The 15542-nt window shown below is 62.3% G+C and carries 12 protein-coding genes and 1 tRNA gene; 3 read left to right on the forward strand and 10 right to left on the reverse strand.

Annotated elements, in window-relative coordinates; translation table 11 throughout:
* Positions 1–40: 40 nt before the first annotated feature.
* The 7 genes from C0V76_RS06570 to C0V76_RS06600 all read right to left on the reverse strand — a co-directional run bounded on the left by C0V76_RS06570 (position 41) and on the right by C0V76_RS06600 (position 8991).
* Positions 41–394, reverse strand: coding sequence for a VanZ family protein (locus C0V76_RS06570; protein ID WP_216821667.1), 354 nt, complete (start codon positions 392–394; stop codon positions 41–43).
* 455 nt (positions 395–849) lie between these two features.
* Complete coding sequence (locus C0V76_RS06575) at positions 850–2253, reverse strand: undecaprenyl-phosphate glucose phosphotransferase (RefSeq protein WP_101941559.1); 1404 nt, start codon at positions 2251–2253, stop codon at positions 850–852.
* A 68-nt stretch (positions 2254–2321) separates the two neighbouring features.
* The gene (gene rsmA, locus C0V76_RS06580) at positions 2322–3116 is read right to left on the reverse strand and encodes a 16S rRNA (adenine(1518)-N(6)/adenine(1519)-N(6))-dimethyltransferase RsmA (protein ID WP_101941560.1); all 795 of its coding nucleotides are present in this window, start codon (positions 3114–3116) and stop codon (positions 2322–2324) included.
* Between the two features lie 293 nt (positions 3117–3409).
* Entirely contained in the window at positions 3410–4315 is a 906-nt protein-coding gene (locus tag C0V76_RS06585) for a patatin-like phospholipase family protein (RefSeq protein ID WP_101941561.1), read from the reverse strand.
* 7 nt (positions 4316–4322) lie between these two features.
* Positions 4323–5315, reverse strand: a complete 993-nt coding sequence (pdxA, locus tag C0V76_RS06590; RefSeq protein ID WP_101941562.1) for a 4-hydroxythreonine-4-phosphate dehydrogenase PdxA — start codon at positions 5313–5315, stop codon at positions 4323–4325.
* A 19-nt stretch (positions 5316–5334) separates the two neighbouring features.
* Positions 5335–6612, reverse strand: a complete 1278-nt coding sequence (locus tag C0V76_RS06595; RefSeq protein WP_101941563.1) for a peptidylprolyl isomerase — start codon at positions 6610–6612, stop codon at positions 5335–5337.
* Between the two features lie 42 nt (positions 6613–6654).
* Complete coding sequence (locus C0V76_RS06600; RefSeq protein WP_158239164.1) at positions 6655–8991, reverse strand: LPS-assembly protein LptD; 2337 nt, start codon at positions 8989–8991, stop codon at positions 6655–6657.
* Positions 8992–9099: 108 nt separating this feature from the next.
* Between C0V76_RS06600 and C0V76_RS06605 the strand changes: the two genes are divergently transcribed.
* A complete protein-coding gene (locus tag C0V76_RS06605) occupies positions 9100–10095 on the forward strand; it encodes an aminoglycoside phosphotransferase family protein (protein WP_101941565.1) in 996 nt (331 codons plus the stop codon).
* Positions 10079–10426 carry a nucleotide pyrophosphohydrolase gene (locus C0V76_RS06610; RefSeq protein WP_101941566.1) on the forward strand — a complete coding sequence of 116 codons (348 nt, stop codon included), beginning with the start codon at positions 10079–10081 and terminating at the stop codon, positions 10424–10426. The genes C0V76_RS06605 and C0V76_RS06610 overlap by 17 nt, the downstream gene beginning before the upstream one ends.
* 81 nt (positions 10427–10507) lie before the next feature.
* Here the strand turns inward: C0V76_RS06610 and rlmB are convergent, their stop codons facing one another.
* Together rlmB and rnr are read right to left on the reverse strand one after the other, a co-directional pair.
* Entirely contained in the window at positions 10508–11245 is a 738-nt protein-coding gene (gene rlmB, locus C0V76_RS06615; RefSeq protein WP_101941567.1) for a 23S rRNA (guanosine(2251)-2'-O)-methyltransferase RlmB, read from the reverse strand.
* Positions 11238–13904: a ribonuclease R gene (gene rnr, locus C0V76_RS06620; RefSeq protein ID WP_101941568.1), complete on the reverse strand. Its 2667-nt coding sequence runs from the start codon at positions 13902–13904 to the stop codon at positions 11238–11240. Before rnr ends, rlmB begins: the two co-directional genes overlap by 8 nt.
* Before the next feature lie 75 nt (positions 13905–13979).
* Here rnr and C0V76_RS06625 point away from each other — a divergent pair.
* Positions 13980–14064: transfer RNA gene (locus C0V76_RS06625), tRNA-Leu, on the forward strand.
* 164 nt (positions 14065–14228) lie between these two features.
* Here C0V76_RS06625 and C0V76_RS06630 read toward each other — a convergent pair.
* The gene (locus C0V76_RS06630) at positions 14229–15539 is read right to left on the reverse strand and encodes an adenylosuccinate synthase (RefSeq protein ID WP_101941569.1); all 1311 of its coding nucleotides are present in this window, start codon (positions 15537–15539) and stop codon (positions 14229–14231) included.
* Between the last annotated feature and the right edge of the window lie 3 nt (positions 15540–15542).

The raw sequence follows: 15542 nt of genomic DNA on the forward strand, positions 1-15542 counted from the left end.
AAGCCCACTCCACCTCGGGCCCCGCCGGCTGAAGCCAGCCCTACAGCCGCGCCCGGATCTGTTGCTTGAGGATGCTCGCCAGGAGGACTCCAAGCGCAGCGCCGATGAGATCAGCAGCAAGATCGTCGAATCCTGCCTGGCGGCCTGGCAGGAAGATCTGGTGCAGTTCGTCCGCTGAGCCCAGGGCGAGCGCGGCGAGTACGGCCCAACCCCAGCGCCAGCCAATGCCGGCATGCAGGATGAAGGCAAAACCTGCAAAGACGGTGGCATGGGCGACCTTATCCCACGGTGGAGTGAAGAGCCCAACGGCATAGGGCTGAGCCCCGCCGATGAAAAGCCCGAGGACAATTGCCAGAGCTGCCAAGGCGGCAAGTAGGCGAAGGAATTTGGGCATGAGTGTGAGCACAGCAGATGGCATGAGGGCAAGAGAGGTGGAGTGTACGATGCAAAGATCATGCCCTGGCTCTGTGACGGACAGGCATTTCACATTCGCCTTGCACCCTAGATTACCTGCGCAAGTGCGGTGGTTTTCGTAGGTGCGGTTTGGGCCGCAAACAATGGCCCAACGCGTTCTGTAGGTGCGGCTTCAGCCGCATAAACCCACTCCACCTCAGGCCCCGCCGGCTGAAGCCGGCCCTACAAACCCCTACCCACCGGCCCGGTGACCTCCGTAGGTGCGGCTTTAGCCGCATAAACCCACTCCACCCCAGGCCCCGCCGGCTGAAGCCGGCCCTCCCCCCCCCCAACCACCGGCCCGATGACCGCTGTAGGTGCGGCTTCAGCCGCATGCCCCCTGCACCTCGAGCCCCGCCGGCTGAAGCCGGCCCTAGAAGGTCGAAACCGTGGTGTTCAGTAGGCGGTTTCGTCCTTGGCCATGAGGCCTACCGTACGCAGGATGATCTTGAGATCCAGCGCGAGCGACCAGTGCCGCAGGTAGTGGAGATCGAGGACGATGCGACGCTCCATTTTCTCGAGCGTGTCGGTTTCTCCCCGCGCGCCATTGACCTGCGCCCAGCCGGTGATGCCGGGCCGCACTTTGTGGCGGACCATATAGCCCTTGATGAGCTTGCGGTATTCCTCGTTGTGGGCCACGGCGTGCGGGCGCGGACCAACGATGCTCATGCGGCCCTGCAGGGCATTGATGAACTGGGGGAGTTCGTCGAGCGAGGTTTTGCGCAGGAAGGCGCCGACCCGGGTGATGCGGGCGTCGTTCTTGGTGGCTTGCTTGACGACCGAGCCGTTGTCGGTGGCCGTCATGGAGCGAAATTTGTAGACCAGCACTTCCTTGCCATCCAGGCCGTAACGGCGCTGCTTGAAGATGATCGGGCCAGGAGAGGAGAGCTTCACGGCAATCGCGCAGGCAAGCAGCACCGGCGAGATCAGAACGAGGATGATGGATGAGAGGATCACGTCTTCCAGACGTTTGATCACGCCATTCATGCCCCGGAAAGGGGTGTCGCACACGGCGACAACGGGCATGCCACCGATCTGCTCGACACGGCCCTGGATGAGGTCGGTGACGAAGAGGTCTGGCGCAAAGTAGATGCTGGCGGTGGTGTCCTTGAGCTGATCGAGCAGCGCGAGGATGCGTGGCTGGGAGGCCATGGGCAGGGCGATGTAGATCTGGTCGATACCCTGGGCCTTGACGAATTGCCCCAGCTCGCTGACGGTGCCGAGCAGCGGGAGATCTGCGGAGCGCGGGCTCATACGTTCGCGCGGACGATCATCGAAGAAGCCGCGAAAACGGATACCGGCGTAGCGGTCGGTTTCGAAATGGCGGGCGAGCTCAACGCCCGTATCGTTGCCGCCAATGATCACAGCGCTGCGCTGGTTGCTGGCGAGTACGCGCTTGAGCATCTGGCGGGCGGCTTCGTGAGCGAGCAGCAAGGCAAGCAAGGTACCGACCTGCCAGACCGCGATCACGCCCTGATGGTAGTAATGCAGATAGCCGGTGGAGTGGCCGAACACGAGCAGCGTGAAGCACAGCGTGAGCCAGGCCAGCGCGGCTTTGCCGGCCATGCGCCAGCGGTCTTCGGAGATGCGCAGGATGCCCGGGAAGAGCAGCAGGAAGGTCATCAGCGAGAGCGCCAGATAATGGCGGTCGAAGCTCTGGCCGAACCAGGCTACGCTGGCGGCCAGACTGAGCACGGCGATGCTGGGGCCGAGCAGGGTTTCGACGATCCCGACGAGGGGATAGCGGCTGCGAAGACTATCTTCCTGCCCCAGCCAGGAGAAGGAGGCTGCGGTTCTCATTGTGGGTGTTTCCCCGGATTGTTGGTCTGGAGAATGCCACGCTGTGCCGCAAAAGGATTGGAACTATTTCACGCGCCGGCTGATTCCGCGCGAGCGGAGAGGTAGTCGGCCATGCGCACGTATTCGGCTACGCCGAGGGTTTCGCCGCGCGCCTGTGGGTTGATGCCCAGCGCGACAAAATCTTCGTCTGAACATAGCTCGCGCAAGGTGTTGCGCAGCGTCTTGCGGCGCTGGCCGAAGGCGGCGGTCACGATGCGCCCGAGCAGGGCTTCATCGCGACAGGCGCATTCGCTGGCGGGCTTGGGCTGCATGTACACGATGGCCGAGGTGACCTTGGGTGCCGGCTTGAAGGCGGTGGGCGGCACATCGAACAGGCTGGCCATGCTGAAGCGGTATTGCAGCATCACCGAGAGGCGGCCGTAGGCTTCGGTATCAGGCTCGGCCACCATGCGGTCGACGACTTCCTTCTGCAGCATGAAGGTCATGTCGCGTACGCGCTCGGCATAGCTGGCGAAGTGGAACAGCAGCGGCGTGGAGATGTTGTAGGGCAGATTGCCGACGACCCGCAGCGGTGCCGGCAAGGTGCTGAAATCGAACTTGAGTGCGTCGCCTTCATGGATGGTGATCTGCGCCGGCGACCAGGTTTCCTTGAGCCGGGCAATCAGATCACGATCGATCTCGACCACATGCAGGTGACCACAACCCGCCTGCAGTGGCACGGTGATAGCGCCCAGGCCCGGCCCGATCTCGACGATGTGCTCACCCTTTTTGGGCGCAATCGCCGTGATGATCTGGCGGATGATGTTGGGGTCAGAGAGGAAGTTCTGCCCGAAGCGTTTGCGGGCGATGTGGCCTTGAGGCATTGGAAATCCTTGGTGATCAGGGCGGGATTCTACCCTGCCCGACGCTACAGGCCGTAGTTGTGCGGCAGCCGGGCTCAGCAGCAAAGCCCACTCCACCCCGGGCCCTATGCATTTCGTAGGTGCGGCTTTAGCCGCATACAAGGGCTCGACGCGTTCTGTAGGTGGGGCTTTAGCCACATGACCACCACCACCCCGGGCCCCGCCGGCTGAAGCCGGCCCTACAAAATCAAAACCTGCCCGATGAACTTCGTAGGTGCGGCTTCAGCCGCATCCCCCCACGTGGCGCCCGATCCCTACATTCGCGCGGCGATCTTTTCCTTGATCTTCGGTACCGCTGCGAAGCCGGCCTGCTCGCCGCGCAGGATGGCTTCGTGGCGTTGCTGGAAGTTGGCGAGCGGCAGGCCGCTGGTATCCGGGCGGATCACCACGTCGGCATCGCGCAATTCGAAGCCACCGATGCTCACGCCCATGATGGAGATGGTGTCGAGCAGGATGTCCACGCTGCCTTGATTGCGTTTGCCGGAGGGACGACCGGAGATGTCGACCGCGATCACGATATCGGCACCGAGCTGGCGTGCGGCGCGCACCGGCACCGGGCTGGTAAGGCCGCCATCGACGTATTCCTTGCTGCGGATCACGACCGGCGAAAACACGCCCGGCACTGCGGACGAGGCGCGCACGGCGGTGCCCACGTTGCCAGTCACGAATACCGCTGGCTGACCTTCGGCAAGATCGGTGGCCACCGCCGCGAACTTGCGCTTGAGGCCTTCGATCGGCCGGCCGGCCACTTGCTGGTTGATGAATTTCTCCAGCGCTTCGCCCTTGAGGAAGCCACGCTCGAAAATGGCCCAGTCCGTGAGGGCGCTTTCGTCCATCTGGAAGGCGAGCTTCTGCAGCGCGAAGGCATCGTTCCCGGCGGCATACAGCGCGCCCACCGCGCTGCCAGCACTGGTGCCGACAACGATATCCGGCACGATGCCCTGGGTTTCGAGCGCCTTGATCACACCAATGTGGGCGAAGCCACGCGCAGCCCCGCCGCCGAGCGCGATCGCCACCTTGGGGCGCGGCTTGGGCTGTGGCATCACGACGGCAACCGGCGCAGACGCCACCGGGCGCGGCACTTCAGGCTCGGGGCGGGTGTTGCCGAAAGTACAGGCGGCCAGCAACAGGAGGCTGGCAAGTGAGAGCAGGTGTTTCATGACGGGTTCAGGGTTGCGTGGCAATCATCGCCAGCGCGCAATCGACCGCGGCAAACAGGCTGCCCGGATCGGCACGGCCGCTGCCAGCAAGGTCGAGAGCGGTGCCGTGATCCACCGAAGTACGGATGATGGGCAGGCCCAGGGTGATGTTGATGCCGCCGCCAAAGGTGGCGAACTTGAGCACCGGCAAGCCCTGGTCGTGATACATGGCGAGCACAGCATCGCCACGCGCGAGCTGGCGCGGGGTGAACAAGGTGTCCGCCGGCAGCGGTCCGATGAGTTGCATGCCTTCGGCGCGCAGGCGCTCGAGCACCGGATTGAGGATGTCGATCTCTTCACGCCCCATGTGACCGCCCTCGCCCGCATGTGGATTGAGGCCGGCAACGAGAATGCGCGGCGTCGCGAGACCAAACTTGTCGCGCAGATCGGTGTGCAGGATGCGCAGCACGGCTTCAAGCTCTTCTGCGCTGACGAAAGCCGGCACATCCTTGAGTGCGAGGTGGGTACTGGCGAGCGCCACCCGCATCCACGGACGCGGCTCGGAGCCGTACTGCCCGGCCAGCATCATCACGACGCGCGGCGTACCGGTGCGTTCGGCGAGGTATTCGGTATGGCCGGAGAAGGGAATGCCTGCGTCATTGATGACGCTTTTCTGCACGGGCGCGGTGACCATGGCGGCGAACTCGCCACTGATGCAGCCAGCGATGGCGCAATCGAGGGTCTGCAGCACATAGCGGGCATTGCTCACATCAAGCTGGCCAGCCACGGCAGGCGTGGCAAGCGGCACATGCAGCACTTCGAGCCCACGCGCTACGGGTTCAACGCCGGCAGCGTAAGGCTGCCAGGCGATGCCGGGGCAGCGTTCCGCGAGCAGGGCCTGATCACCGATCACCACAATGCGTACCGGCCACTCGCGCTGCGCCAGCGCTGCGCAGAGCTCAGGCCCCACCCCGGCGGGCTCGCCGGAGGTGATCACGATCACGGGGCGTTTCGATGCCATGCAAACGACCCCTTGAAACTTATTCAGGCTTGATTTCGACGTAGGCAGTATCACGCACCTGGCGCAGCCACTCTTCAGCAGCATCGCCAATCTTGCGCTCGCGCACCGCCTGACGCGCGGCAAACTTGCGCTGGTCAGCGGTGACGTCCATCTTGCGGCGCTCAAGCACCTGGATCAGGTGCCAGCCGAAGGGGCTGGCCACCACACCACTGAGTTCGCCCGGCTTGAGGGCATTCATGGCGCGATCGAATTCCGGCACGGTTTCGCCAGCGTTCAGCCAGCCCAGATCGCCGCCCTTGGCAGAGGTCAGATCGGAGGAGTGAACCTTGGCCATTTCTGCGAAATCGGTGCCGTTGCGGATGCGCTCGGCCAGATCTTCGAGGCGGTGAATGGCCTGGGCTTCGCCGACCACGTCGGTGGTACGGATCAGGATGTGACGTGCGTGGGTCTGCTCCACCTCGACCTTGGCTTCAGCCTTGGCGCGCACATCCAGCAGCTTGAAGATGTGCAGGCCTACCGGGCTGCGCAGGATCTTGCTCACGTCGCCCTTCTGCATTTCGCCCATTCGGTCGGCAAACAGGGGCGGCAGGCTTTCAATACTGCGCCAGTCAATCAGGCCGCCCTGCATTGCATCCTGGGCATTGGAGTAGGTGGCGGCGAGCTTGCGGAAGTCTTCACCGGCACGGATCTGGCGCATGACTTCTTCCGCCTTCTTGCCCAGCGCCATCCATTGTTCGGGGGTTGCCGCTTCCGGCGCGCGCAGCAGGATGTGGGTCAGCTGGTATTCCTGGCCCTTGGCTTCCTGCGCCGTGGCTTGCAGCACGGCAGCCACTTCAGCATCCGTCACAGTGATCGTCGCATCCACCTCACGCTCACGCAGGCGCGCCATGACGATTTCGTTGCGAATGTTTTCGCGGAACTGTTGCCAGTCCAGCCCTTCCTTGGTCACGGCCTTGCTCAGTTCGGCCGGCGCAATCTTGTTCTGCTCGGCGATCCGTTGCAGCGAGCGATCCAGTGTGACGTCATCCACACTGAGACCACGCTGCTTGGCCATCTGCAGTTGCAAGCGCTCCATCACGATGCGATCGAGCACCTGCGAGCGCAGTTGCGAGGCAGCAGGCTTCGGCGTGCCCTGCCCGGCGAGCTGGCGCTCCACCTGTTGAATACGGGCACGCAGTTCGGAGGCCAGCACGACTTCGTCATTCACCACTGCGACCACGCGGTCGAGTTCGGCAGCCTGCACGCACAAGGGCAGCAGGACGAGAGCCAATGCGGCTCGAAACATGGACTTCTTCATGGGGGTTCCGGACATGCTCAGGAAATCGGGTTCAGGCGGGCATCAATCCCCGAACTTGGGGTCGCCCACGCCGGGATCGTTGATCTTGCCATAACCGCTCACGCTACGCTTGAGCAGGTTGACCGGGTTTGACCCCACAGAGGCCAGACCGTTGAATTCGATCTGCAGGAAGATCGAGGTGTTCTTCTCATTCTCGTTGGTGACCAGCGATTGCCAGACCGTGCGGAAGACCCAGCAATCGGCCTTGTACTCCAGGCCGGCGATGATCTCGCTGGTGCGGTGATCGCGCAGGTTGCGATCATAGCGGCCCACGCCATACCAGCCGCCCCACAGGGGCCACTGGCCGGACACATCAACACTGCGGAACTGGTCACGCTGATAGCGGTAGCTCGCCGACAGGGCCTTGGACAACCCGGGCTGGTAACGCAAGCCAGTCACCGCGCGCTCCCACAGCCCTACGCGCGGATCGTACTGGAGCACGGTTTCGGCCCACAGATCGCTATGCACCCGGCCCGCCACACCGCCAAGCAGGTTGGCCGTGCTGCCGGTGCGCAGGGTTTCACCCGGCAGGGAAACACGCTGATCCGCGAAGTAGTAACGCTGGGCCAGCGCGGCGCGCAACCACTCCTCACCACTGGAGGCATCGATCATGCGCGACTGCACACCGGCGGTCAGCTGGTTGGAATCCGCGATCCGGTCGCTCCCCGAGTAGGTGTTCTCGGAGAAGATCTGCGCGAAGTTGAAGTCCGCCTTGGCTGTATCGAAGACCGGGATTTCAGTCTGGTCGCGATAGGCCGCCTTCACATAGTAGAGGCGCGGCTCAAGGGTCTGGACCTGAGCCGTATCGCCGATCTGGGTGTCGCGCTCGAAGATCAGGCCGGAATCAAGCGACATGATCGGCACCTGGCGCCGCATGGCCGCCTGACCGTCGGTGGTCGTGCGGTCCACGTTGTAGCGCGTGGCATGCAGGCCCATTTTCGGGATTACGAAAGAGGACGAGCTCTCCATCGGGTAGGACACTTGCGGATAGGCCACGGTGCGGCGCCCGTCCGGCTGGGTCTGGGTGGTTCCCGACACCGGCGTGGAGTGCGAAAAACTGGTGTACTCCATCGGCAGGGTGAAGGCGAAGCCGTGGAAATCCGGCTGGCGTGCCGTCAAGGAGAGAGAGGGCTGGCGGTTGTAGGGAGACGCCCCCTCCAGAACCTGATAGCGCTGCACCAGCAGGTTGCCGGACAGCCAGGATCCGCTGTTGTAGCCGAGCGTAGCCTGCTGCAAGAGGGTGGATTGCGAAGTTGCCGTGACACGGGAACTCAGATCATCGAAGTAGGTGCGATCGGATACCCGCGTGGCATCCACGTCGGCGGTGAAACCATTGCCCAGATTCTGATTGTGACGCCAGCTGGCCAGCGAGCGGCTGGTCTTGTCTTCCTTGTCCTCCGGCAGGACTTCTGCCTTGAGTGTGCCGGTACTGACTCCCGTCAGGTAGCGCCCTTCACCCGCTAGTTGCAGGCCACGCTTGCTCATCCAGCGCGGCGCGAAGGTGGCATCGTAATTGGGGGCAAGATTGAAGTAATACGGCAGGTAGGCATCAAAGCCCGTATTGCTGGTGGCGCCGATGGTTGGCGGCAGGATGCCGGACTGGCGCCCGCCGGACAAAGGAAAGTCCATCCACGGCGCATATGCGATCGGCACGCCCTTGAAGACCAGTGAGCTGTGTGTAGCCTCGCCCTTGTCGCGATCGAAATCGAGATCCAGATCGCTCATGCGCAGATACCAGGAGGGGTCCGGTGCCGGGCAGGTGGTGTAGGTCGCATTCTTCATGCGGTACTGGTTCTCGCCCTCCAGCATGAGCTGGTCAGCCTGGCCTGTGCCACGCACGATCTGCGTGACCGGTCCATCAGACTGAGCGTTGCGGCCACTCGAGACCGACACTTTCCGCTGCCGCTGAAGAACATAGGACGGCGTCTCGAACTCACCAAAGAGAGTGTCCAGATTCACCCGGGCTTTCGGCCCTTCGATCTCGTCATCGCCACGCTTGAGCTTGACGTTGCCTTCTGCAAACACCTCGTTGCTGACTTGATCGAACAACAGGCGATCACTGTTCAGCAGCAGATTGTCGCGTTGCAGGCGCACGTTGTTGGTGGCATTCAACCGCACCTGGTCCACACCATCGATCTTCTCGGCGTCGATACGGGTACTGCCCGGGGTGGATTGGGTTGCGCCAGGCTCGATGACCGGACGCAGTACGGTGGTACTGGGCCGGGCTTCTGGGGTCGAAGCGGTCTGTGCGTTGGCCAGCAAGGGCATGGCCGCCCACACAGCGATCACCAGCTGGCGCCGGAGGGGCAGGTCCTGATGCATGACTCGGGTTCGTTCCATGAAAGCCTTGCTGCAGCAGATCAAAGAATCCGGCAAGGAGAGCCGGGCGGGTTTGCTAAGATTGCCGGGCATTTTACATGAGCACAGCACCAGCACCGGAGCCTTCACTTGGAACGTCTGCAACAAATTCACGCCTGGTTGGAGAAATGCCTGCCCGGCAAGCGCTTCAGCCTTGCCCCGGCCTCGGCCGACGCCAGCTTTCGCCGCTACTTTCGGGCCACGCTCGAGGATGGCAGCACCCACATTGTCATGGATGCGCCGCCCAGCCATGAGGACTGTCGCCCCTATCTTAAGGTAGCGCGTCTTTTCCACGACGCCGGCGTGCATGTGCCTGAGGTTTTCGCCGAGGATCTGGAGCAAGGCTTCCTGCTGCTCTCCGATCTGGGCGGCAACACTTACCTCTCAGCGCTCACACCCGCCAATGCCAACGAACTGTATGCCGACGCACTCGGCGCCCTGGCGGCCATCCAGCGCGCCAGCCGCCCCGGCGTGCTGCCCGAATACGATCACGCCCTGCTCTTGCGCGAACTGATGCTGTTCCCGGAATGGTATGTGGCCCGCCACAAGGGCGTGAGTCTTAGCGACGCAGAAATGGCCGAGCTGCTGAAGGTTTTCGAAACCATCATGGCGGTCAACCTCGCCGAGCCTCAAGTCTTCGTACATCGTGACTACCACTGCCGCAACCTGATGGCCTCCAGCCCCAATCCGGGCGTACTGGACTTCCAGGATGCCGTGTATGGTCCGCTCACCTACGACTTGGCCTCGCTGTTCAAGGATGCCTACATCCACTGGGACGAAGAACAGACGTTGGACTGGCTGGTGCGCTACTGGGAAATCGGTCGCCAACTCGGCCTGCCGGTGCGGCCGGACTTCAACGATTTCCATCGCGACTACGAATTCATGGGCGCCCAGCGCCACATCAAGGTGCTGGGCATTTTTGCCCGCCTCTATCATCGCGACGGCAAGGACGGTTATCTGAAAGACATGCCGCTGGTGATGCTCTATCTGAAAGCCACCTGCCGACGTTATCGCGAACTGAAACCCCTGCTGCGCCTGCTTGAGCGCCTGGAACCCGAGGAGCTGCAAATTGGCTACACCTTCTGAGTCGCGAGTCCTTGATACGGCACGGCTGGAGTCCGTACTGACCGAATTCGCCCGTGTCCGCGACTGGGATCAGTACCACAATCCGCGCAACCTGATCCTCGCACTGACCGGCGAAGTCGGCGAACTGGCCGAGATTTTCCAGTGGCGAACTGACGCTGAAGCCGCGACGATCATGGAGAGCGAGAAAGCTGAGCACGTCCGCCAGGAAGTGGCTGATGTCTTCCTGTATCTGATGCGCCTGGCCATGGTACTGGGCATCGATCTGGATGCAGCCGTACGCAACAAGATTGAGCTGAACGCGAAAAAATATCCGCCCAAACTCGAGTGCTGAGCCCCTTCTCTACGCAAAAAAAAGCCGCCCGGATTCAGTCCGTGGCGGCTTTCTTTTGCTCAAAGCCGAAGAATTCCCGGCTCAAGCCCCCCTCTGCCGCCGCGCCTCGAACAGGCAGATACCAGAAGCGACCGACACATTGAGGCTTTCGACCGAGCCATGCATCGGGATCTTCGCCAGTTCATCACAGGTCTCGCGGGTGAGGCGGCGCAGGCCATCGCCCTCAGCACCGAGCACCCAAGCCACTGGCCCCTTCTGGTCGATTTCGTAGACCGTCTTCGTCGCTTCGCCTGCCGCGCCGATGCACCACACGCCGGCGTCCTGCAACTCGCGGAGCGTCCTCGCCAGATTCGTCACAACGATGTAAGGCACGGTATCCGCGGCGCCGCTCGCCACCTTGATCGCCGTGGCATTCAGGCCCACCGCACGATCCTTCGGCGCAATCACCGCATGCACGCCGGCCGCATCCGCCACACGCAGGCAGGCACCCAGGTTGTGCGGATCGGTGATGCCATCCAGTACCAGGATCAGGGCATTTTCGGTCAGGTCTTCAAGAATGTCCGAGAGGTGCAGCACCTTGTGGCGCGGATCAATCTTTGCCACCACACCCTGGTGGCGATGCGTGCCGGCCATGCCATCAAGCCGGGCAGCATCGGTCGGAATGATCCGCACCTTGGCCGCTTCGGCCTTGGCCAGCAGATCGCGCGCACGCGCATCACCGCGCTGGGCGGCAACATGGATTTCGAGGATGGATTCCGGATCAACCCGCAGCTTGGCAGCGACGGCATGAAACCCATGAATGAAACGCGACTCAGCCACGACGGCTTCCTTTCTTGTTGGCAGTAGCGGTGCCGCGGCCGGCACCTGAATTCGTATTGCGCTCTGCCGACGCAGGCCTGGCTGCCGTACTGCGCTTGCCAGAGCCGCCCAGCAGCACGGATTTCACACTCTCCAGCGGAGAGGACGGCACGCCTGCCAGATCACGCCAGCTCACCGGTTCGTCCTCACTGACAAGCTCCGGCACAACCGCTTTGGGCTTGGCCGGGCGGGCGGGCTTACGCGCTGGCACAACCTCCGGCACCTGCCGCTCGGCCTGCTGCGGTTCCACCTGACGCTCCCGCTCACGCGCGGTCTTACCGACGCGTTCGGTGGCGCGTGCCACGCCCTCAATCAGCCGGAAATCGATCTTGCGCGTTTCCAGATCCACCCGCACGAGCTCAACACTGACCCGGTCCGAGAGACGGAACTGCTGTCCGCTACGCTCACCAACCAAGGCATGACGGGCTTCGTCGTAGTGGAAATAGTCCGCCCCGAGATCGGAGATATGCACCAGACCTTCGACGAACAGATCGTCAAGGGTCACGAAGATACCAAAAGAGGTGACCGACGTAACTACGCCGTCGTACTGCTCACCGATCCGATCCTGCATGTAATAGCACTTGAGCCAGGTTTCGACATCGCGACTGGCCTCGTCGGCGCGCCGCTCGGTCTGCGAGCAATGCACGCCGATGTCTTCCCAAATACCGTTCTTGGCTGCAGAGGCGCGCTTCTTCTCCGCCTCACGTGCTGCCCGAGCAAAAGCCTCGTCTGGCTGCTTGCCACCTTTTTTACGGCGCGTGTCCTTGAGCAGCTCGACCGGGCCGCTGGCGGGCTGGTATTTGCTCCCGCACAGCACCGCCTTGATCGCACGATGCACCAGCAAGTCCGGATAGCGCCGGATTGGTGAAGTGAAGTGGGTGTAGGCGTCGTAGGCAAGACCGAAGTGGCCAACATTCTCCGGGCTATACACCGCCTGCTGCATGGAGCGCAGCATCACCGTCTGGATCAGCTGGACGTCCGGACGCTCCTTGATCTTGTCGACCACCTTGGCGAAATCTGCCGCCCGCGGAGACTCGCCACCGCCCAGACCGAGCCCGAACTCAGCGAGGAATTCGCGCAGCTTTTCAAGCTTCTCCACGGTCGGGCTCTCATGCACCCGGTACAAGGCCGGATGCTTGTGCTTCTGCAGAAACTCGGAGGCACAGACGTTGGCCGCCAGCATGCATTCTTCGATCACACGGTGCGCATCATTGCGCGCCTCCGGCACGATGCGCTCGATCTTGCCTTCAGCATCGAAAACCATCTTGGTCTCGACCGTCTCGAATTCGATGGCACCACGCTTGGCACGGGCCTTGAGAAGGATGCGGAACAGCACATCCAGCATTTCCAGGTGCGGCACAAGCGGCGCATGCTCAGCCAGCAAGGCTTCATCCTTGCGGCCTTCTGCATCACCGTAAAGCATTGCCGCAACCTTGTTGTAAGTCAGGCGAGCATGCGAGTACATCACCGCCGGATAGAAGCGATAGGCCTTGATCGCGCCGGTGGCGTTGATCGACATGTCGCACACCATGCACAGGCGCTCCACCTGCGGATTCAGCGAGCACAAGCCGTTGGAGATTTTCTCCGGCAGCATCGGAATCACCCGGCGCGGGAAATACACCGAGTTGCCGCGCTCCAGCCCTTCGCTGTCCAGCGCCGATCCGGGCGTCACGTAATGACTCACGTCGGCAATCGCCACCAGCAGGCGATAACCACGGCCATCTTTCGCGCAGTACACGGCGTCATCGAAATCCTTGGCCGTCTCACCGTCAATGGTCACCAGTGGCAGGTGGCGGATGTCCTCGCGCACGCCCCCCTCCCAGTTCCAGTCTTTCTTGCGCACCACATCCGGCAGCTTCTTGGCCTCCGCCTTCACCTCTTCCGAAAACTCGAAAGGCAGGTCGTGCTTGCGCAGCGCGATTTCGATCTCCATGCCGTCATCGGCATAGTTGCCCAAGGTTTCGATGATCTGGCCGATCGGCTGGCTGTGCTGGGTGGGCTGCTGAAGGAGATCAACCGTCACCACCTGTCCCGCCTTGGGCTTGATCTTGCCGCCGGGCGCCAACAGGATGCCCTGGCTGATCCGCCGGTTTTCCGGCAGCACCATGGCGACACCCGCCTCGACCTTCACGCGGCCCACCAGACGGGTATTCGCGCGCTCCAGAATTTCGATGATCTTGGCTTCGCGACGACCGCGCTGATCCACACCGATCACGCGCACCAGCGCCCGATCGCCATGCAGCACTTCACGCATCGCGCGCGGGCCGAGGAAGAGATCGGGGCTGCCATCGTCCGGCACCAGGAAGCCGAAGCCATCCGGATGGCCTTCAACGCGGCCGCCCATGAGGTCGGCCTTGTCTGGCAGGATGTAACTGCCACGCCGATTGCGCATCAACTGCCCGGCGCGCTCCATGGCGCCCAGGCGGCGAGCGAAGTGTTCGCTCTCCTCGGGCAGGATCTCCAGTTCTGTCGCCAGCTCTTCGCCGGACAGCGGGCAGCCGGCCTGCTCAAGGATCTGCTCGATGTACTCGCGCGACGGCAGCGGGAATTCGTACTTCTCTGCCTCACGCGTAAAGAAGGGATCGGCGCGGCGGATTTTGGATACACGGGGTTTTTTCATGTTTTTCTTGTTCTCCTGTTGACTCATTCGTTCAGTTCTCTATAATGCCGGTCTTCGCTGCTTATGCAGTGAATTGCCCAGGTGGCGAAATTGGTAGACGCGCTAGTTTCAGGTACTAGTGCCGCAAGGTGTGGAGGTTCGAGTCCTCTCCTGGGCACCAGATTCGCAGAGGAAAGCCAGCTCATCGAGCTGGCTTTTTTCTTTTGTGCGCCGGATGCGTAATGTTGCGTCAAATGTTACTCGTCGGTATGAATTAAAAATCGGGTTGAATCTGAATTGCAGAATGTTAAAGGCCGGCGGGAACGCCGGCCTTTTCTTTTTTGATCAGGCAGCAAACGGATGCTGCTTGAGGATTGTTTCATCGCGCTCCGGGCCGGTCGACACGATCGCGATCGGCACTTCGCAGACTTCTTCAAGGCGGTTCAGATAGTTCTGCGCCTCCACCGGCAGCTCTTCCCAGCGCTTCACGCGGAAGGTCGTGCTCTTCCAGCCCGGCATGCTTTCATAGATCGGTTCGCAGGCGGCCACATCGTCCGCGCCGATCGGCAGCAGCTCAATCTTCTTGCCGTGCAGCATGTAGCCTGTGCAGATCTTCAGCTCATCCAGACCATCCAGCACATCCAGCTTGGTGATGCACAGACCCGTCAGTCCGTTGATGCGCGCCGAACGACGCAGCGCTGCCGCATCAAACCAGCCGCAGCGACGCTTGCGCCCGGTCACCGTGCCGAACTCGCGACCCACGGTCGACATCTGCTCGCCCGGCGTGCCCTTGGTCTCGATATCCAGCTCGCTCGGGAAAGGACCACCACCCACACGGGTGCAATAGGCTTTGGTGATGCCCAGCACGTAGTGCAGCATGCCCGGACCGACGCCCGCACCGGCAGCCGCCTGACCAGAGACGCAGTTCGACGAGGTCACGAACGGATAGGTGCCATGGTCGATGTCCAGCAAGGTGCCCTGGGCACCCTCAAAGAGCAGGTTCTGGCCTGCCTTGTTGGCGGCGTACAGATCGTCGGAAATGTCGGACACCATCGGGCGAATGGCCTCGGCGTCCTTCATGGCCTGATCAAACACGGTCTGGAAGTCCACAGGCTCGGCGCCCAGATACTGGGTCAGCACAAAGTTGTGATAGTCCAGCACTTCGCGCAGCTTGGCAGCAAAGCGCTCCGGGTTGAACAGGTCATAGACGCGCAGGGCGCGACGTGCAACCTTGTCGGCGTAAGTCGGGCCAATTCCCTTGCCGGTCGTGCCAATCTTGTCGGCCGCGCACTTCTTGGCCTCACGCGCCTTGTCCAGCGCCGAGTGGTAAGCCAGGATCAGCGGACAGCCAGGGCTGACCTTCAGGCGCGAGCGCACCTCGATACCATCCTTCTCAAGAATCGCGATTTCGGAAAGCAGGTGATGGATATCCAGCACCACGCCGTTACCGATGTAGCACTGCACACCCTCGCGCACGATGCCCGAGGGCACGAGATTGAGCTTGTACTCCTTGTCACCGATCACCAGCGTGTGGCCAGCATTGTGACCACCCTGAAAACGCACCACGCCCTGCGCATGGTCAGTCAGCCAGTCGACGATCTTGCCCTTGCCTTCATCGCCCCACTGCGTGCCGACGACCACTACGTTCTTTGCCATTTG

The sequence above is a fragment of the Uliginosibacterium sp. TH139 genome, assembly GCF_002855595.1.
In the GTDB taxonomy this organism is placed as follows: Bacteria; Pseudomonadota; Gammaproteobacteria; order Burkholderiales; family Rhodocyclaceae; genus Uliginosibacterium; species Uliginosibacterium aquaticum.